The sequence below is a fragment of the Piscinibacter defluvii genome (assembly GCF_004011805.1).
GTDB lineage: Bacteria > Pseudomonadota > Gammaproteobacteria > Burkholderiales > Burkholderiaceae_C > Piscinibacter > Piscinibacter defluvii.
Map to the genome: position 1 here is coordinate 389,636 of NZ_ML137196.1, position 18,150 is coordinate 407,785.

Here is an 18,150-nt window from a genome sequence, read left to right on the forward strand (position 1 = left end):
CGCGTCAGCTTCCGAGCGCCCGCAGCCTGTCGACCAGCGATTCGCCGAGCGGGGCCTTGAGCGGCTCGTCCTCGGGCCGCACCGCGCCGGCCGGCGGCGTCAGCTCGGCGCGCTGCTCCATCGCCACCTCGGGCGTCAGCAGGTGCGGCTGCTCGGCGCCGTCCAGCGGATCGGGCAAGGGGCAGATCACCTGGTGCACGGCCTCGAGCACGTCGCGCCGCGCGCTGCCGCTGCCCTCGGTGCGGCGAGCGAACAGCACGCGGCCGAGGTTGCTGCGGAACAGGATGAAGCGCGAGTGGCTCAGCCGGTCGAGCTGGCGCACGTGGCGCGCGGCCACCTGCGCATAGGCGTCGCGCGCGCGGTCGCCGCCTTCCTCGAGCTGCGCGCGGCTCGGCGCGCCGCCGGCGATCGGCGCCGGCCGCGCCATCGCCGGGCGCGTCGTCGTTCCGGCATCCGGCCGCAGGTCGAACACCGGACGCAGGGTCCACGAGAAGTCGGGCCGGCGCTCGCTGCGCACCGTGGTGCCGGCCGGCCAGCCCTGTGTGGGCAGGAAGGCCGGCCGCTGCGGGATGCGCTTGCGCAGCACGATCGGCACGTCGCGCTCGCTGCGCCCGGGCGGGAAGGCGAACGCGCCATCGGCGCCGTCGAGCCAGCCGAGCCGGTCGCCGCCGATGTCGCGGCGCACCAGGTCCTGCGCGAACGAGAGGCTGTGGTCGATCAGCGTGATGTACGAGGGCATCACGTTCTTCAGGCCGCTCGAGGTGAACTGCAGCAGCCGCGCCGGCTGCGCCTCGCCGCGCCGCCAGTAGCTCATCTGCGTGGCGCTGCTGTAGTGCACGTCGCCCGACAGCAGCACCACGCGGCGGTGCGGCGCGAGCCGCGCCGTCAGCGCCTCGAAGGTGGCGGGGTCGAGCGCCCAGCTCTCGATCGCGTCCGGGTTCAGCCCCGGCATGCCCTCGCCGCCGCGGCCGGCGCCGATCTGGCCCGGCGTGGAGAGATCGAACGCGCGGTACGCGCCCGGCGCCACCACCTCGTCGAACACCGAGGGCGCCAGCACCTGCAGCGGCGCCACCACCAGCAGCACCTCGCGCCCGGCCGGCAGCGGCGCGGCGGGCACCTGGTCGTCGATCATCGTGGCGGCCACGTTGCCCGGCGGGCCGAAACGCGACGCGAAGCTGCGCCGCGTGCGGTTGTCGAGCACGGCGACCTGGAAGCTCGAGCCGTCGACCGTGTAGTGCCACTTCATCGGTGCGTTCACCGGTGCGTGGCGGCCGTGCGGGCGCGCCGGGTCCACCGGCTGCGGCAGCAGGTCGAGCCCGAACAGCCGGTCGAGCTCGCGCGTGGCGGCGGGCAGCGGCCACTCGGCGGCAGCGGCGCCGAACAGCCGCACCACCTGGTTGAGCACCAGCCGGCCCGGCGCGCCGGCCTCGTAGCGCAGCAGATCGTTGCCCCAGTCCTGGAACACCGCATAGGCGGCCAGCGCATTGCGCACCACCTGGCGGCCGAGCGGCTGCGTGCGCACCGCGTCGGCGGCCAGCACGCGGCGGCACCACTCGGGGTTGAGGTTCCAGTCGTCGGTGACGTCGTGGTCGTCGAACACCATGTAGGTGGGCACGTTGGCCAGCGCGCGGCGCACCTTGGGCTGGCCGGCCGCAAAGCGGCGCAGCCGCGCCAGGTCGACATGCACGCCGCGCCACACCGGCCAGACATGCTCGCGCGCGAATTCCTCCACGCAGCGCGCCAGCGCGGTCTGGCCCAGGTTGACGTAGCCGTCGTCCGCGAAGGTCTTGCGCTGGGCGGGTGTCGGGTCGTCGGTCCAGCCGGTGACCAGGCACTCCAGCAGCGCGCCCTCCAGCGCCGCGTCGGCCACGTCGGGCGGCGCGGACACGGCCACGCCGCCGAGCGTGGGCACCTCGGGTGCGAGCCAGGGCCGGGCCTCGGCCACCTGCAGCGCCTCGCGCAGGAAGGCGGCCCACTGCGCGGCGGGCACCAGCGTCTTCAGGTGCTCGCACCAGCGATCTTCCTGCTGGTCGTCGTAGCGCTGCCGGCGCCGGCGCAGCTCGGCCAGGATGGCCGTGGGTCCGGCCAGCAGCACGCGCTGCGGCGGCTGCGCTTGCGGGTCGATCACGCAGTCGACGTCCGCCACGCGCGCGATGCCGAAGCGCTTGACCAGCGCGCGCATCACGCGCGCCTGCAGCTGGCGCATGAAGGTCTGCACCACCGCGGCATGCTTGCGCGCCAGCTCCTCCATCGCGCGGCCGGTGTCGGGGTCGAGCTCGGCACGCTGCTCGGCGCCCAGCAGCGCCAGGCTGTCGGGGTCGCCGATCAGCGCCAGGAAGCCGGCATGGCCTCGGGGCGGATTCGACCGCGCGAGGCGCTGCAGCATGAAGTGCGCGAAGCAGTCGGCCAGGCGCCGCTTGTTGCGCGGGCCGACGACGCCGGTCTTCTCGTCCGGGCGCGGGCGGATCGCGTTCCAGTCGGACCAGCGCGCGTTGCCGAAGTAGTCGACCGAGGCATCGTCCAGCCGGCTGCGCGCGTACATCGGCGCCGCGTCGATGTTGTCCTTGCCGGGCGAGCGCGCCACCGCGTCGAGCGGGATCTCCTTCAGCGCCTCCCAGCACCAGTCGGCATCCACGGTGAGGTACATCGCCGCGAACTCGCCGAACGAGAGCAGGTGGCTGCTGCCATCGCTCGAGGTGAAGCGCGCATCGGCCCGCGTCAGCTCGAGCCGCCCGCCGGGCGGGAAGGCATCGAGCGTGGCCGGGTAGCGCTGCGATGCCAGGTCGAGCTTCGCGTCCTTCAGCACCGGCACTCGGCCGACCAGCAGCGATTCGGGGAAGGTCGCGAAGGTCTTGAGCCGCGTGCCGGCGGCCCGCAGCGTCTCGACCTTGGGCGCCGCGGGCGACTCGCTGTCCGACAGCAGGCGGTGCGCCAGGCGGTTCAGCAGCATCAGGTGGGGCGCGGAGACGTCGTCGGCGTAGATCTGGTCGCCGCCCAGGTAGAGCTGGTGCGGGCGCTTCAGCGCCGCCGGGCCGAGCGGATCGCCCTCCTGGCGCGACTGCCCGGCAAACGCCTGCTCGACCAGCGTGTCGATCCACGGCATCGCGTCGTAGTGGTCGTTGGCAACGCGCCGGCACGAGCCGTACAGCACGTTCAGGTCGGTCAGCAGCGCGGGCGGCAGCGCGAAGCTGGGCAGGAATCCGGCGGTGTAGCCGAGCGGCGCCTCGCTGACCCAGGCGCTCGGCGGCAGCCCGGCGGCGCTGAAGCGGCCGAGCAGGCCTTCGCTGGCGAGGCTGCGCTTGCCCGTGCCGTCGGCCGGCTGGAAGGCCAGGTCGTAGGCGTAGTTGACCCCCGGCTGCAGCGCCACCGCTGGGGCCGGCCGGCGCACGACGACCAGCGCCACGTGCAGCCGCTCGCCGATGCGCAGCGTGGCCGTGGCCGGCGACACGGAGATCGCCTTGACCGTGGTGCCCGACTTGCGCAGCCCTTCCCAGACCGACAGCGTGACCGTGGCACTGCGGCTCAGCGCCACCCACACCGCCACCGCACGCGGCTCCACACGCCGCAGGATCGGGCCGGCCAGCACGAACGGCAGTTCCACGCGCGGGGTCTCCTCGGGCCGGTGCCACGGCGCCCATCGCACGCGGCACCGGCACCGTAGTCCCTTGGCCGCACGCGCGTATCCCTAGTTCGGCAGGTGTCGGAGCGGCCCCGGCAGGCGCGCCGATCTAGCATGCGGCGGCACACAACCCCGGGAGCCCCCATGCCGCTCGACCTCGACGCCCTGCTCGATGCGATGACGCTCCCCGAGCAGGTGAGCCTGCTCGCCGGTGCCGACTTCTGGCACACCGTGCCGATCCCGCGGCTCGCGGTGCCGTCGGTGAAGGTGAGCGACGGGCCGAACGGCGCGCGCGGCGGCATCTTCAAGGACGGGCCGAGCACCGCGTGTTTCCCGGTGGGCATCGCGCTCGCGGCCACCTGGGACGCCGCGCTGATCGAGCAGACCGGCGAAGCCCTCGGCCGCGAGGCGCGGCTCAAGGGCGCTCGCGTGCTGCTCGCGCCCACCGTGAACCTGCACCGCACCGTCTACAACGGCCGCAACTTCGAGTGCTACTCGGAGGACCCCTGGCTGGCCGGCGAGATCGCGGTGGCCTATGTGCGCGGCCTGCAGCGCACCGGCGTGGCGGCGACGGTGAAGCACTTCGTCGGCAACGAGAGCGAGTTCCAGCGCCTGACCATCAGCTCCGACATCCCCGAACGCGCGCTGCGCGAGCTCTACCTGCTGCCCTTCGAGCGCGTGGTGCGCGAGGGCGGCGCCTGGGCGGTGATGACCGGCTACAACCGCGTCGACGGCAGCTTCATGGCCGACCACCGGCGCCTGGTGGAAGAGGTGCTGCGCGGCCAATGGGGCTTCGACGGCCTGGTGATGACGGACTGGGCCGCGGCGCACGACACCGTGCGCAGCGTGCTGGCCGGCTGCGACCTCGAGATGCCCGGCCCGGCGCGCGAGCGCGGCGCGAAGCTCGTCGAGGCCGTGCAGGCCGGCCGCCTGCCCGCGAGCGCGGTGCGAGCCTGCGCGCGGCGGGTGCTGCGCCTGGCCGAACGCGTGGGCAGCTTCGCGGACCCGACCCTCCCGCCCGAGCGCGCCGACGACCTGCCCGAGCACCGCGCGCTGATCCGCCGCCTCGGCGCGGCCGGCTGCGTGCTGCTGAAGAACGAGGGCGGGCTGCTGCCGCTCGCACCCGCGCCGGGCCAGCGCGTGGCGCTGATCGGCCGCGCGGCCACCGTGCCGCAGATCATGGGCGGAGGCAGCGCCAACGTGAACGCACATTACCGCAGCGCGCCGGCCGACGCGCTGCGCGAGGCCTGCCCCGAGGTGGGCTTCACGCACCATCCGGGCGCCGACATCCACCGCCTCGTGCCGCGCCAGCCGCGGCCGATGACGCTGGAGATCTACGCCAGCGCCGATTTCTCCGGCCCGATGGTGGCGACCCAGACCGTGCCCGACAGCGAGGTGCAGTGGATCGGCAGCCGGCCGCCGGGCATCGCCGAGGGCACGCCGTTCTCCTGCCGCGCGCGGCTGGAGTACGTCGCCGAGAGCGACGGCGAGCATGCCTTCTCGCTCGTCTCGGCCGGCCGCTCGCGGCTGGCGATCGACGGCGTTCCGGCGCTCGATGCCTGGCGCGACTGGCGGCGCGGCAGCACCTACTTCACCTTCGGCTGCGACGAGGTCGTGCACCGGCGCCGGCTGCGCGCGGGCGAACGGCTGGCGCTGCAGGTGGAGTTCAGCAGCGCGCTGCCCGACGTGCCGGGCCAGCAGGCCGGCGTGCACGCGCTGCGCGTCGGCGCGAGCCGGCTGCTCGACGAACGCGACATCGAGGCCGCCGTCGCGGCGGCGCGCGGCGCGGACCTGGCGATCGTGTTCGCCGGCCTGAACGCCGAGTGGGACAACGAGGGGCTGGACCGCCCCGGCATCACGCTGCCGCACCGCCAGGACGAGCTGATCGCGAAGGTTGCCGCCGCCAACCCGCGCACCGTGGTCGTGCTGCAGAGCGGCTCGCCGCTGCTGCTGCCCTGGGTGGCCGACGTGCGCGCCATGCTGCAGGCCTGGTATCCCGGCCAGGAATGCGGCCACGCGATCGCCGACGTGCTGCTCGGCGCGGCCGAGCCCGGCGGCCGCCTGCCGCAGAGCTGGCCGGCGCGCATCGAAGACACCGTGGCGCATGGCGACCCGGCCGCCTACCCCGGCGTGGACGGCCACGTGGCCTACACCGAGGGCCTGCTGATCGGCTACCGGCACCACGAGGCACGCGGCATCGCACCGCGCTTCGCCTTCGGCCATGGCCTGAGCTACACGCGTTTCGAGCACAGCGGCCTGCGCTGCGATCGCCCCACCCTGCGGCCGGGCGAGACGCTCGGCGTCGCCCTCACCGTGCGCAACGTCGGCCCACGGGCCGGCAGCGAGGTGGTGCAGCTGTACGTGCACGACGAGCAGAGTTCCCTGCCCCGGCCGCCGCAGGAGCTGAAGGCCTTCGCGAAGGTCTTTCTCGCGCCGGGCGAATCCCGCGAGCTGCGGCTGACCCTGTCGATGCGCAGCTTCGCGTTCTACGACGACCGGCGTGCGGCCTGGGTGGCGGAGGCGGGGCGCTTCGAGTTGCGGGTGGGGGCGTCGGCGGCGGACATCCGGCTGCGGGTGGGGGTGGTGCTGGAGGGGGAGTGGGTGGAGGCGGTGGAGATGTGACGCGGGGGAAGGTGCCGATTTGGGGGTGACCCGGGCATCTGGTCGAGCACGTCCGAAGGACCGCTCTCAACGGGCGCGAACTGTCGGAAACGAACCCGACGTGACACCCGCTTTGCTGATCTTGTCGCGCCAAGGCGGGCGGTCAGTTTCGGACCCTGCGAGCTCGACGAATTGCGAACCCATCGTGCCCCTTCCACACCTTCGTCGAATGCGCTGGCAACACCGCTCGGCTGCTGGACTCGAGGTTCGGCGCCACGGCCGACGAGTACACCGGGTTGCGCCTCACCGCGCCCCACCGCAACGCCATCCGCCCGGCGTCTGCAAGTCAACCGCCGATGGCCGCATGCGGGGCCGCGGGTTATGCTGCGTTCATCGCTCGCGCAGCCCGCGCGGCAAGCCACGACAACGCCGCCATGCCATCGAACCTGCCGCTCACGACCTTCCGCGCGACGGTCAAGTTCATGCGGCCGTCGTTCCTCAACCCGCTCGGCACGGCCCTGATGAAGCGCGCGTTTCCGATGTTCATGGCCCAGGGTCGCGAGGTCTCCGAGCACACGCGTGCCACGCTGGCCGCGGCGCGCGCCAGCGGCAGCGTGCAGCAGGCCTTCGTGCTCGACACGGTGCGCAGGCGCTGGTCGGGCGGCACCTCGCTGCCGCGCGGCTCGTACTACGCGGTGTGCAACGACGAGCACGGCAACGACCGCGGCACGCTGGCTCGCGAGCTCGGGGCCTACTTCGACGCAGGCGACGCCGACCATGTGCTGATCGAGGACCTGGTCATGCCCGAACATGCCGAGCTGCTGCACGAGCACTGTCAGGCACCGGCTGGTCTGCGGCTCAAGCTGCCGCCAGGCACCACCGGTGCGCCCAACCCCATCCTTGCCGAGTGCATGGCCTCGGGCCTGATTCCGCCGCTGGAGCCGGGCTACGGCTTCATGCTCTATCTGCCGCTGGACATCGAGCCGATCGAGGTGGAGCGCGTGTTCGACCTGCGCCAGCGCGAGGCCCAGCAATGGCTGGCCGCGTTCCTGCCGCAAGGCAACGAGCTGTTCACGATGCCCAACGCGCGCAGGCTGGACACCTTCGTCGCCATGCTGCCCGACCTGATGGTGCCCGACCGCGGCGGCAGCGACCTCGACAAGGGCCTGGGCAACCTGCTGCGCCGCTCAGGTGCGCAGGGCCTGGTGTTTCCGTCGGCACGCAGCGACGTGCTCTGCGAGTTCACCGCCGGGCGCCTGAGCGACTTCCGCGGCTGGAACTTCGTCGACTACCGCAACGCGCCCGAAGACGAGTTCCTGCCGAACATGGTCTTCCAGGACGACTGGCTCTCCGACTTCGGCCAGGCCGAGATCCACATGGCGCCCGACGAAAGCCCCTACGCCGGCTCGTGGCGCGTGCAAGGCCACGAGGCCCAGCAAAGGCGCGAGATGGCCCTCCGCACGGCGGACAGCTTTGACACCGTGGCGATCCTGCGCGAGCCGCCACCCGGCTCGGTGTGAGTTGACGGCGTTGAGGCGCCCGAGGTCGCGGCGGCCGGGGCCCACCCGACAGCTGACTGCACAGCCGCCTGTCGACAGCGGCGGCTACCCGGCGGATCGAGATGGTCGCCGTCGGCGAGGTGGTCGCCCGCCCTGCGGCCGGGTCGCGCTGGTCGTGGCGGGTCGGTTCGGATGACACTCGAGCCCGTCCCCCCCTCGACGACGACAGGACCCACCATGACCGCCAATCCCGACACCCACAGCAAGACCATCGGCTACCTGCTCTGGATATTCGGCTTCATGGGCGCGCACCGCTTCTACTACGGGCGTCAGCTCACCGGCACGCTGTGGTTCTTCACCCTGGGCCTGCTGTTCGTCGGCTGGATCATCGACCTGTTCCTGATCCCCGGCATGGACCGCGACGCCGACCTCCGCTACGTGGCTGGCCCCAAGAGCTACAACGTCAGCTGGGTGCTGCTGACCTTCCTGGGCATCTTCGGCATCCACCGCTTCTACCTCGGCAAATGGCTCACCGGGCTGCTGTGGCTGCTCACCGGTGGGCTGCTGCTGGTGGGCGTGCTGTACGACTACTGGACGCTGAACGGGCAGGTGGACGAGGTCAACGGCAGGGCGAGCTGACGCGCTCCCGTGCAGTCGGGTGCAGCGGTCATCGGCCTTGCTGACCCGCGGGTGACCGCCCCGAAAGGAAAACGGAGCGCCCGACTCCCGTCGAACGCCCCGCACTGGCCAAGCCGGGCCCGGCCGCTCACCCCTTCACGCACACCACCTGCTTCAGCGTGTGCACCACCTCCACCAGGTCGCGCTGCGCTTCCATCACGGCGTCGATGTCCTTGTAGGCCGCGGGCGTTTCGTCGATCACGTCCTTGTCCTTGCGGCATTCGACGCCAACGGTTGCGGCGCGGTGGTCGGCCAGCGTGAAGCGGCGCTTGGCCTCGCCGCGGCTCATCGCGCGGCCGGCGCCGTGCGAGCAGCTCTGGAACGACTCCGGGTTGCCCTTGCCGCGCACGATGTAGCTGCGCGCACCCATGCTGCCGGGAATGATGCCCAGCTGCCCGGCCTTTGCGCTCACCGCGCCCTTGCGGGTGACGTACACGTCTTCGCCGAAGTGGTGCTCCTTGCTCACGTAGTTGTGGTGGCAGTTCACCGCCTCCACGTGGCTCTGGAAGTTCTTGCGGATCACCGTCTTCGCGGCCTCGATCACGCGGCGCATCATCACCTCGCGGTTGATGGCGGCGAACTTCTGCGCCCAGCCCACGGCGCGCACGTAGTCGCCGAAGTAACGGCTGCCTTCCTCGAAGTAGGCGAGGTCACGGTCCGGCAGGTTGGCCTGGTTCCGGATCGCGTCCTGCTTGGCCAGCTCGATGAACATCGTGCCGATGAAGTTGCCCACCCCGCGCGAGCCCGAGTGCAGCATGAACCACACGTGGCCCGCCTCGTCCAGGCACACCTCGATGAAGTGGTTGCCCGTGCCCAGCGTGCCCAGGTGCGCAAGGTGGTTGGTCTTCTCCAGCTTCGGGTAGTCGCGGCACAGCTCGCTGAACCCGGGCTCGAGCTGCGCCCAGGCGCTGGTCACCGCGCCCGGCGGCTTCTGCCACGCACCGGGGTCGCGGCTGCCGGGCTGGCGGCCGTGCGGCACCGCGCGCTCGATGGCCGCACGCAGCGGGCCCAGGTTGTCGGGCAGGTCTTCGGCGGTCAGCGTGGTCTTGCAGGCCATCATGCCGCAGCCGATGTCCACGCCCACCGCGGCCGGGATGATGGCGCGCAGCGTCGGGATCACCGAGCCCACCGTCGCGCCGATGCCGAAGTGCACGTCGGGCATGGCCGCGATGTGCCTGAAGACCACCGGCAGGCGCGCGGCGTTGGTCAGCTGGCGCTTGGCCTCGTCCTCGACGGGCACGCCGCGTGTCCACATCTTCAGCGGCACGCCACCGGGCACGTCTTCGTGGATGGCGCTGCTTTCCATGATTCGTTCTCCTTTCGTGCGGCCGCCGGGCTCAGGCCACGTGCAGCAACCCGCGCTTGATGCGCTGGCCCACCCGCTCGATGCGCCGCCAGCCGCTGTTGTCGTTCAAGGCGATCCAGCGCCGCTCCTCGGCGCGGTAGAACCAGTCCTTGTCCTGTTGGTAGTAGACCTGGGCTTCGGTGGATTCCCAGATGTTGACGATCTCGTTGCTGTGCGCCCGCAGCTCGTCGAAGTCGGTCGTCGCCTTCTGTCCCATCTCGCTGTAGCAGGCGTTGAGCTGCAGCAGCAGGGCGTTGACGTCGGCCGGCATGCGCTGGGCATGCAGGCCGATCTTCACCGCCTCGTCGAGCAGGATCGGGTAGTTGTGCGAAGGGTACTTGCCGTTCAGCGCGGAGGCGATGGCCTCGGCCTGGGCCGCATCGTCGATGTGGTAGGCCAGCAGTTCGCGGCACAGCATCAACGAGAGCGATTCGGCCCGGTCCACCGCGCCGATCACCAGCGGGTGCACGTACTGGAACAGCGACTTGTAGGCGTTCTCCGGCACGGCGCTGCCCTGGCCCTGCTGGTCGCGCCAGAGCTTGATGACGCGCTGCAGCTCGTCGAGGCTGACGCTGACGCGGTCGTTGTCGCGGTCCACCGGCGAGAGGGCGTGGTTCAGCGAGGTGTCCACCGCGGTGAGGTAGGCCGTGGGGCCCATCTCGATGCCGTCGGCGCCCAGCGCGACCATGGTCGCGGCCGAGGCGCACTCCAGCGGCACCAGCGCCACCAGGCGGCGGCAGTGCTGCCGCAGCAGGTTCACCAGGCGCAGCGACACCTGGCCGCTGCCGCCATCGCTCTTCAGGAACAGGTGGATCGTGTCGTGCCGGCCGAGCCGCTCGAGCACGTGGTACAGCGCGATCACGTCGGAGTGGCACACCGCGCCGCGCGGCCCGTTCCAGTAGGCCACCAGCGGGCCGCCCAGGCGCGCCGAGAGCGCGCGGATCAGCGCCTGCGTGCGCGTGAAGAGCACCGGCGGCTGCTTGACCTTGACCTCGATGGCCGGGAGTTGTTCGTTCTTCATGATCTTGTCCTTGGTGAGTGACACCCCGCCCGCAACTCGTGCGGGCGGGGCGGGCGCTCACCGGAGCTTCACGAGACCGTTGAGCACCTGGTCCAGACCTCCGAACACGGAGATCTTGTCGATGCGCTCGGCCACGCGTTCCAGCGTCTCGAGCTCCTTGAGCCGCAGGGCGACGGGGTTGTCCTCCATCACCTTGGCGGTGTTCAGCAGCGAGCGGGTGGCTGCCGTCTCCTCGCGCCGGCGGATCACGTTGGCCTCGGCCGACTTGCCGGCCTCGACCACCCGGGCGAGGATGGTCTTCATCTCGCCCGGCAGCACGATGTCCTTCACGCCCACGCCGTCGAGCTGCAGACCGTAGTCCGCCAGCTTCGCCTTGACCTGGGCAGTGACGACCTCGTCGATCACCGTCTTGTTCTCGAGCAGCTCGTCGAGCGAGCGCGTGCCCACGGCGGCGCGCAGGCCGAACTGCAGCTCGCGGTACAGGTGGTCCGCGGGCTTGGCGAGTTCCTTGTGCGCCTTCAGCACATCGGTGTAGCGCCAGGTGGCCGAGAGGTTCAGCCGCAGGGCCACCTTGTCGCGGGTCAGGATTTCCTGGCCCGCCACTTCGACGGTCTGCAGCCGCAGGTCGACCAGCTCCACCGCCACGTTGCGGTTGAACTTCCAGAACGCGTAGGAACCGGGGCCGAGCAGACGCTCGACCTTGCCGTCGATCCACAGGATGCCGGCGGCGTGTTCGCTCACCTGCACCTGCAGCACGTAGTTCAGGCCGGTCATGCCGCGCAGGCGCATCGGAGACTGCACCAGCCGCGCCGCGAGCGCGGGCGCCAGCTCGGCGCTGTCGGCGATGTCCACCACGTCCACCTGCACGTCGACCAGGCCCTTCCAGTACAGGCGCCGGGTGCCCGGCGCGAGCAGCTCGACCAGCGTGCCGTTCTCGCTGCGCAGGCCGACCTGGTGTTCCGCGAGCTCGACGCGCACGAACTCGGCGGCCACCACCTCGGGCTCCTTGGCCATGAGGTAGTCCGCCAGGGCGTGCGTGAACACCGCCTGCTCCAGCGCGAAGAGTTCCACGCGCAGGGTGTCGAGGCCGTCGAACAGCCAGTGCGTGCCGGGCTGCAGCACGCGCTCGAAATCGCCATTGCGCAGCAGCAGGCCGCGCTCGTTCTTCTTCACGGTGACGCGCTTGAACTTCATGTGACTTCTCCTTGTTCTCGTGCGTGCATTGAATGGGTGCCGTTACAGCGACGGCCGCGGACGCCGGGTGCCCGGGCCCGGGTCCACGCTGCGCGTCGCTCGCCTCCTCCCTGAAGGCGAGCTCGGCTGGGCGTGGATGCGGAGCCCCGCGTGCCCGGCGCACGGGCAGCTGCCGCTGATGCACGCCCGGGCGATCGTTCGGAGGGCCCTTGGTGCACGTCCGGCGGTGGTCTTTCGACCGCTTGTTTCTGGATTGGCAGTCCAGGTGTTGGAGCGGGAGTCGAACCCGCGACAGGCGCCCGATCGGGCGCTGCTCTACCACTGAGCTAACCAACGGTGGCATCCGTCGCTTCCGGCAGGCGGCATGGGCGGCACCGACGGACGGATCCGGGTGCCGCACACCGGCGGGGTTCACGAACCCCGGGCCTGTGAGCCTTTGCCTTTGGCGATGGATTCTTGGGCGCCCGAACGTCGTCAGTTCAGGCGCGATCCGATGCGCGACGACTTCGGCAGCCGCGCAGCGTGGCCAGCGGACCGCGGCCTTCGGCCCACGCCACCGCGCCCGTGGCCACGTGAACCGCTGCCTGCTCGAGCGAGATCCACGCCTGCGGCGTGCCCTGGATGTCGAGTTGCAGCACGTGGCTGTGGTGGTGTTGGTGGTGCATGGTCGGCCTCCCTTCCGGGCCGTGACGTTGGGGATGGGATCTGGCACGTCCGGATGGATTCGAACCACCGGCCTCGACCTTCGGAGGGTCGCGCTCTGGCCGCTGAGCTACGGACGTATGCAGGGCCGGCCCCGGTGAGGCCACATCCCGCAGCGCTTCCATCGAGCTGCGGCCACACCCAGGCACATGCCGGCCGTTGGTCCCGGTGGCAGGTGTCGAACCGTCATCGGCTCTTCCGCCCGCCCGATCTGGCGCCTCGTGCGGGAGTCGAACCCGCGGCTTCCGGCGCGACAGGCCGGCACTCTGGCCACTGAGTCAACGAGGCATTCATTCCATCCGGTGACGGGTTCCGGCGCCGCCCAATCGTTGCGGCCGATTTCCACCCCTGAAGCGTGAGCTCGACAGGGGCTTCCTGAACTGGTGTCGCGTGCGGGACGGCTCGGGCTGAGCCCGGCCTTCGGCCCTGGACGAACACGACGAAACGCAAGAGTCCACTTCGGCTGTGCCCAAACGCGAGCATCCCGTCGGATGTGGTGTCTCGCTGCACGTGGTCTGGCCAGGGACCGCGCACATCCCGGGCCACCAACACCATGTCGCGTGGCCTCGGAGTGCATGGACACACCCGAAGTGGGTCTGCGCAGACGCCAGTGCGTCGCAGTGGACGAACCGGTGCCTGGCAGACGGTGCAAGACGTTTCCCCGGCCAGTACCGAGGTCGTCTTGCGGCAGGTTGTTAAAGAGCATCCACCGATGCCGGTGGTGGCGATCCCTCGGACCGCCGGGCCGGTGCCAACGCGCCGGCCGGTTGAAGTGACAACGAAAAAGGCCCGGAACCTGTCGGATTCCGGGCCTCTGCGAACAGAGCGTGGAAGGCGTGCGCCTAGGCGCTTCCTTCCCCTGGAATCAACGGCCATTCCTGCCGATCGAGACGAGCACACGCTGGCACGGCCCTGCCCGCCGGCGCCGCAAACGACGCGACGAACGCGACCCGTCCCTGCAAGGGCCGGTGGGTTCGGTACATGTGGCGCGCGTTCACGACGAGTTCCTTGGGGTTCGACGGGTGGCTCGGAGGAGCCGGGTTCACGATGGGGGCGGACTGTAAAGAGTCTTTACCCCATCGTCAACCCCCTGCGACAATGGGGTCCGAACGCGTTGCATGCCGCCCACGATCCGTGTCCAACATCACCCTCACCCGCCGACAGAACGCCCTCGCCCTGTTCCAGGAGTTCGCCGAGAAGGCGCTCGCCGCAGGTGCGGCGCCCAAGGGACTCGAGCAGGCCTTCGCCGCGACGCTGCAGATTTCGCCGAGCATGTGGAGCCAGATCAAGGCGTCGCGCCCGATCGGCGACAAGCTGGCACGACAGATCGAAGCCGCCTGCGGCCGGCCGGCGGGTTGGCTCGACGCGGTGCGCAAGCCCGCGCTGCCGTCGGCCGCCGAGACGGCGTTCCTCGAGCTCGCGCTGGCCGCCTGGCGCGCCACCAACAGCGCGGGGCGCAAGGCGCTGCGCGAGCAGCTGAAGACGATCGCGGCGTCAGAACACCGTGGGCCGGCCGTCTCGGACCTTCAGTCGTAGGGCGTGCCGTCCTTGCGCGTGAAGACCCAGGCGCCGTCGCGCGACAGCGCGACGAGGTCGTCGTCAGGGTACGACGCGCTGTCGCCCGGCAGGCGGTCGCCGACCTCGAGGTAGACCGCCGGCGCGGCGCTGCGGTTGATCAGGTGATGCGCATCACCCGTGCCGGCGCGGAAGCCTGCGCACATGCCCGCGCGCAGCCGCGTGCTGCCGCGATCGGTGACCAGGTCGATCTCACCTTCGAGCACGTAGACGAACTCGTCCTGCACCGCATGGGCATGGCGCAGCGCCGAGCAGGCGCCCGGCGCCAGGCGCGTCAGGTTGACGCCGAAGTTGCGCAGCCCGAAGGCGTCGCCCAGCGCCCGCTTCTCGCGGCCATGCATTCGGCGCGCGAACTCCGGCGGGTACGCCGACTGACGGGCCCGCGGCGCCACCTCGGCCGCCACCAGGGCCACCGGACGGGGTGATGCGCCGGTGCGATCGTCCTCTGCCATGTCGACTTCCCTCCTGCTCGTCACGAGGCCGCCATCATCGCCGCACCCGACCCTCATCCGCACAGGCTGACCACCGCCAGCCACTCCAGCAGCCGCGCAGGCTGCGTGTAGGCGCCCAGTGTCGCCGCCGCGGCCACCAGCGCCGCGGCCAGCAGGAACAGGCCCAGTGCGCCGCGCGGGTTCACACCTGCCCCGCCGCCAGCCGCGCGCGCAGCGCGACCGGCCGGTCGTCGATCGGCCAGTGCAGCGCGGCCGACAGCAGGCCGAGCGCCAGCGCGATCCACCACACGAGTTCGTAGGAGCGATGGTGGTCGAACACCCAGCCGCCGATCCACACGCCCAGGAACGAACCGAGCTGGTGGCCGAGGAACACCAGGCCGAACAGCGTGGAGAGGTGACGCACGCCGAAGATCTGCGACACCAGCCCGTTGGTGAGCGGCACGGTACCCAGCCACAGGAAACCCATCACCGCGCAGAAGGCATAGACCGTGGCGGGCGTGGGCGGCGTGGCGACGAACAGGCCGATCGCCGCGGTGCGCACGAGGTACAAGCCACTGAGCAGGTACCGGCGCCGGACCAGGGCGCCGAGGTGGCCGCAGCAGTAGGTGCCGGCGATGTTGGCCAGCGCGATCACCGCCAGGCCGGTGACGGCCACCCGCGGCGCCACGCCCTGGTCGAGCAGGTAGGCCGGCAGGTGGGTGGCGATGAAGGCGAGGTGGAAGCCGCAGCTCAGGAAGCCCAGGTTCAGCAGCAGGAAGCCGCGATGCCGCAGGGCGATGGCCACCACCTCGCGCAGGCTGGCCGCCGGCTCGACCGCGGCGCCGGGCACCGCGGCGGGCTGCAGGGCGGCGCGGTCGTCGAGGCCGCGCACGGCCGGCAGCGCGAGCAGCAGCAGGCCGGCCAGCACCATCAGCGCCTGCTGCCAGCCGATGGTGGCCAGCAGTGCCTGCGTGAGCGGCACGCCGACGAACTGGAAGGTGCCGGCCACTGCGCCGGTCAGCCCGAGCACCCAGCCGCGCTCCGGCGCCGGCGCGATGCGGCTGAGCGCGCCGTACACCATGCCGAACGCGGTGCACGACTGGGCCAGCCCGATCAACAGCCCGGCCGCGAGGTGAAACTGCAGCGGCGTGCCGGCGCGCCCCATCAGCAGCACGCCGGCGGCGTAGAGCAGCAGGCCGGCCAGCAGCACGCGGCGCGAGCCGAAGCGGTCGGCGATCGCACCGGTGAAGGGCTGGGCCAGGCCCCAGCACAGGTTCTGCACGGCCAGCGCGAAGGCGAAGGTCTCGCGCGACCAGCCGCGCTCCAGGGTCATCGGCAGCAGGAACAGGCCCTGCACGTGACGGAAGCCCACCGAGGCGCCCATCACCAGGCCGCCGCAGGCGACGGCCCACAACAGCGCCGACCGCGTGGAGGTGTCGGTTCGAATCGTCATGCCCGCAGTCTGCGGGCGGGCGGCGCGTCGTTCAAACGACGAATCGAGCCGCTGACATGCGCTGCGCGCATGCGAACGGCGCCTGCGTCCGGGCGCATCGGTCAGCCGGCGTGGCGCAATCGGCCCGGCCTAGGCCTGGATGAGCAGGACGCTCTTCTCGCGCTGGATTTCCAGGGGCGTGTACGTCTCCACGCCGACGATGCGCGCTCGGCCCTGGCGGCAGAAGGCCTCGTAGTCCGCGATCGTCCGCCAGCGGCAATGGGGCGAGTGGCTCGGCTCGGAGGTCAGGTTCTCGACGATGTACAGATGGCCGCCCGGCTGCGTGTGCGCCAGCAGCGCCGCGAGCGAGCGCTGCCACTCCTCGTCGTCGACCACGTGGTACAGCACATCGATGCACAGGACGGCAGCGAACGCCTCGCCGAGGTCCAGCGTCGCCAGCGGCGACTGCACGTAGGCGACCCGGTCGCGCCCGTAGGCGTTCTCGATCGCGTCCTGCGACACGTCGCAGCCGACGCAGTCGAAACCGGTCTGCGCCAGCAGCATGGTCAGGTAGCCGCGCCCGCATCCGGCATCGAGCACACGCGCCCCGCGCGACACGCCGAGGCGGCCGAGCAGGTAAGCGAGCAGGAGCGCCTTCTGGTGGATCTGCCTCTCGTTGGCTTCGCCCGTCAGCGAGACATTGCCGACGCCCCGGAAATCGGCACCGAACTTCCGGTGCCGCGCCTGCCAATAGGCGTGGGCGTCGAATGCCGGCGGCTCGGAGGCACCGCGCTTCGTCCCGCTCACCGGTGGTTACCGACTTTGGCCATGGATCGCAGGATAACCGAGCGCCCTCGCGGTGCCGCGCAGCGAAGTGCGCCGGCGCGCAGTACGCAAGACGGCGACCCGGCAAACCAGTGCTGCAGCCAGGTCGGCCCCGTCCAGGTTGATCGGAGCGCTCATTCCTGGGCCAGGCCTTGGCGGAATGCCGTGGCGTGCCGCTTGATCCCGCCGGAGACCGCTGCCCACAGCTTGGCTGGGAAACTGTCAGGCAATTCGCTCTCGACCGTCTCGAGCACGCGCTCCGTGGCCTCGATCATTCCGGACATGCGTGCCCAGATCTCATCCCCCGCCGAGTTTGCCAGCCGACGCCAGTGCTGCGGCTGGATGTCGCGCAGCCGATGGTGCATGTTGCCGGCCTTCACGCCCATCGCCAGCCTGGCGCGCGGGTAGGGCACGAGATTCGGTCCGTCGCCGATGATGGGCCAGGCCGACAGCACGTCGTGGAGCGGGGTCAGTTGAAACCGGCCGCCCCGGCGGTGCTGGATCGAGAAGTTCTTGGCGTGCCCGTCGGTCGCCGCGAGCAACCAGAACACGAACTGCGCCAGGACGAAGATGGCACGGTCTTCGTCGGCGCTCTCGCTGCTGGCCAGCACCGCCAGGCAGTCCTGCATCGACGGTCCCCCGTCGCTCTGGTACTTGCGCTCCGGTCCGATGCCGAGCGCCTGGCAGAAGTCCTCCTGGGGCAGCCGCGCGATCCAGGCACCCTCGGACGGCTTGAAGCGTGCCTTCGTTTCCGCGCCGCTGTCGATGCCGACCCAGCGGCGATCGAAGCGGGTGACGACGAGCACCTTGGTCTCGCCGAAGCGGGCCATCTCCGTCTCCGCGACCGGTAGCCCGAAGGCGCGCAGGATGCGGCTGCAGAGCCACTCGTTCTCCACCGAGGTGCTCATATCGGCCCGCATGTTGCCGACCAGGCCCAGCGGCAGCTTCAGGATGTGGGTGGTCGGTGTCGCGCCGTGCGGGCGATGCCAGCGGCGCCCGATGCGCAGCAGCGCCGTCTTCTCCTGCGCGCCGGCGATCGACAGCCGCAGCTCGTCCTCCGCGCCCAGGCCGAGCGGGGCGTCGGACGTGACCGCGGCGAGCGTGCGCCCGACCTGCCCCTCGTCGAGCGGCTCCGCCTCGACGCGGTTCCAGCCGTCGGGGCGATCGCCGGGCGGCAGCAGTTGCACCGCCCCCACGCAGTCTCGCCCGATGGCTGCGAGCAGGTCGA

Annotated in this window: 14 protein-coding genes and 3 tRNA genes; 4 read left to right on the forward strand and 13 right to left on the reverse strand. The window is 71.3% G+C overall.

What is annotated here, in order from left to right:
* Positions 1-4: 4 nt before the first annotated feature.
* Positions 5-3,601 (reverse strand): metallophosphoesterase family protein, encoded by a 3,597-nt coding sequence (locus D9C15_RS01740; RefSeq protein WP_127995700.1) that lies wholly within the window; start codon positions 3,599-3,601, stop codon positions 5-7.
* 162 nt (positions 3,602-3,763) lie between these two features.
* On the opposite strand from D9C15_RS01740, the gene D9C15_RS01745 reads away from it, so the two are divergent.
* From D9C15_RS01745 to D9C15_RS01755, 3 genes are all read left to right on the forward strand, one after another.
* Positions 3,764-6,241 (forward strand): beta-glucosidase, encoded by a 2,478-nt coding sequence (locus tag D9C15_RS01745; protein ID WP_127995701.1) that lies wholly within the window; start codon positions 3,764-3,766, stop codon positions 6,239-6,241.
* Between the two features lie 413 nt (positions 6,242-6,654).
* A complete protein-coding gene (locus D9C15_RS01750) occupies positions 6,655-7,740 on the forward strand; it encodes a hypothetical protein (protein ID WP_127995702.1) in 1,086 nt (361 codons plus the stop codon).
* Positions 7,741-7,956: 216 nt separating this feature from the next.
* Positions 7,957-8,358, forward strand: coding sequence for a TM2 domain-containing protein (locus tag D9C15_RS01755; protein WP_127995703.1), 402 nt, complete (start codon positions 7,957-7,959; stop codon positions 8,356-8,358).
* A gap of 127 nt (positions 8,359-8,485) precedes the next feature.
* Here D9C15_RS01755 and D9C15_RS01760 read toward each other — a convergent pair whose 3' ends face one another.
* The 7 genes from D9C15_RS01760 to D9C15_RS01790 all read right to left on the reverse strand — a co-directional run bounded on the left by D9C15_RS01760 (position 8,486) and on the right by D9C15_RS01790 (position 12,947).
* Positions 8,486-9,703 carry an RtcB family protein gene (locus D9C15_RS01760; protein ID WP_127995704.1) on the reverse strand — a complete coding sequence of 406 codons (1,218 nt, stop codon included), beginning with the start codon at positions 9,701-9,703 and terminating at the stop codon, positions 8,486-8,488.
* Positions 9,704-9,734: 31 nt separating this feature from the next.
* Positions 9,735-10,763: a hypothetical protein gene (locus D9C15_RS01765; RefSeq protein WP_127995705.1), complete on the reverse strand. Its 1,029-nt coding sequence runs from the start codon at positions 10,761-10,763 to the stop codon at positions 9,735-9,737.
* 57 nt (positions 10,764-10,820) lie between these two features.
* Positions 10,821-11,957 carry a slipin family protein gene (locus D9C15_RS01770; RefSeq protein ID WP_127995706.1) on the reverse strand — a complete coding sequence of 379 codons (1,137 nt, stop codon included), beginning with the start codon at positions 11,955-11,957 and terminating at the stop codon, positions 10,821-10,823.
* Positions 11,958-12,222: 265 nt separating this feature from the next.
* Positions 12,223-12,293 (reverse strand) — tRNA-OTHER (locus tag D9C15_RS01775).
* Positions 12,294-12,436: 143 nt separating this feature from the next.
* Positions 12,437-12,622: a hypothetical protein gene (locus D9C15_RS01780; RefSeq protein ID WP_127995707.1), complete on the reverse strand. Its 186-nt coding sequence runs from the start codon at positions 12,620-12,622 to the stop codon at positions 12,437-12,439.
* Positions 12,623-12,663: 41 nt separating this feature from the next.
* Positions 12,664-12,739, reverse strand: a tRNA-Arg gene (locus D9C15_RS01785).
* Positions 12,740-12,871: 132 nt separating this feature from the next.
* Positions 12,872-12,947: transfer RNA gene (locus D9C15_RS01790), tRNA-Asp, on the reverse strand.
* 846 nt (positions 12,948-13,793) lie between these two features.
* On the opposite strand from D9C15_RS01790, the gene D9C15_RS01795 reads away from it, so the two are divergent.
* Complete coding sequence (locus tag D9C15_RS01795; protein WP_205854699.1) at positions 13,794-14,195, forward strand: hypothetical protein; 402 nt, start codon at positions 13,794-13,796, stop codon at positions 14,193-14,195.
* Here D9C15_RS01795 and D9C15_RS01800 read toward each other — a convergent pair.
* The 5 genes from D9C15_RS01800 to D9C15_RS01815 all read right to left on the reverse strand — a co-directional run bounded on the left by D9C15_RS01800 (position 14,186) and on the right by D9C15_RS01815 (position 18,109).
* Positions 14,186-14,686, reverse strand: a complete 501-nt coding sequence (locus D9C15_RS01800; protein WP_127995708.1) for a cupin domain-containing protein — start codon at positions 14,684-14,686, stop codon at positions 14,186-14,188. The genes D9C15_RS01795 and D9C15_RS01800 overlap by 10 nt on opposite strands.
* A gap of 53 nt (positions 14,687-14,739) precedes the next feature.
* The gene (locus tag D9C15_RS34305) at positions 14,740-14,871 is read right to left on the reverse strand and encodes a hypothetical protein (RefSeq protein WP_259372589.1); all 132 of its coding nucleotides are present in this window, start codon (positions 14,869-14,871) and stop codon (positions 14,740-14,742) included.
* The gene (locus D9C15_RS01805) at positions 14,868-16,118 is read right to left on the reverse strand and encodes an MFS transporter (RefSeq protein WP_127995709.1); all 1,251 of its coding nucleotides are present in this window, start codon (positions 16,116-16,118) and stop codon (positions 14,868-14,870) included. The genes D9C15_RS34305 and D9C15_RS01805 overlap by 4 nt, the downstream gene beginning before the upstream one ends.
* 129 nt (positions 16,119-16,247) lie before the next feature.
* A complete protein-coding gene (locus tag D9C15_RS01810; RefSeq protein ID WP_127995710.1) occupies positions 16,248-16,904 on the reverse strand; it encodes a class I SAM-dependent methyltransferase in 657 nt (218 codons plus the stop codon).
* Positions 16,905-17,056: 152 nt separating this feature from the next.
* Positions 17,057-18,109, reverse strand: a complete 1,053-nt coding sequence (locus D9C15_RS01815; RefSeq protein ID WP_240668249.1) for a HipA domain-containing protein — start codon at positions 18,107-18,109, stop codon at positions 17,057-17,059.
* Positions 18,110-18,150: the final 41 nt, after the last annotated feature.

Coding starts and splice junctions, on each gene's coding strand:
- D9C15_RS01745 (WP_127995701.1), top strand. CDS start 3,764: ATGCCGCTCGACCTCGACGCCCTGCTCGATGCGATGACGCTCCCCGAG.
- D9C15_RS01750 (WP_127995702.1), top strand. CDS start 6,655: ATGCCATCGAACCTGCCGCTCACGACCTTCCGCGCGACGGTCAAGTTC.
- D9C15_RS01755 (WP_127995703.1), top strand. CDS start 7,957: ATGACCGCCAATCCCGACACCCACAGCAAGACCATCGGCTACCTGCTC.
- D9C15_RS01760 (WP_127995704.1), bottom strand. CDS start 9,703: ATGGAAAGCAGCGCCATCCACGAAGACGTGCCCGGTGGCGTGCCGCTG.
- D9C15_RS01765 (WP_127995705.1), bottom strand. CDS start 10,763: ATGAAGAACGAACAACTCCCGGCCATCGAGGTCAAGGTCAAGCAGCCG.
- D9C15_RS01770 (WP_127995706.1), bottom strand. CDS start 11,957: ATGAAGTTCAAGCGCGTCACCGTGAAGAAGAACGAGCGCGGCCTGCTG.
- D9C15_RS01780 (WP_127995707.1), bottom strand. CDS start 12,622: ATGCACCACCAACACCACCACAGCCACGTGCTGCAACTCGACATCCAG.
- D9C15_RS01800 (WP_127995708.1), bottom strand. CDS start 14,686: ATGGCAGAGGACGATCGCACCGGCGCATCACCCCGTCCGGTGGCCCTG.
- D9C15_RS01805 (WP_127995709.1), bottom strand. CDS start 16,118: ATGACGATTCGAACCGACACCTCCACGCGGTCGGCGCTGTTGTGGGCC.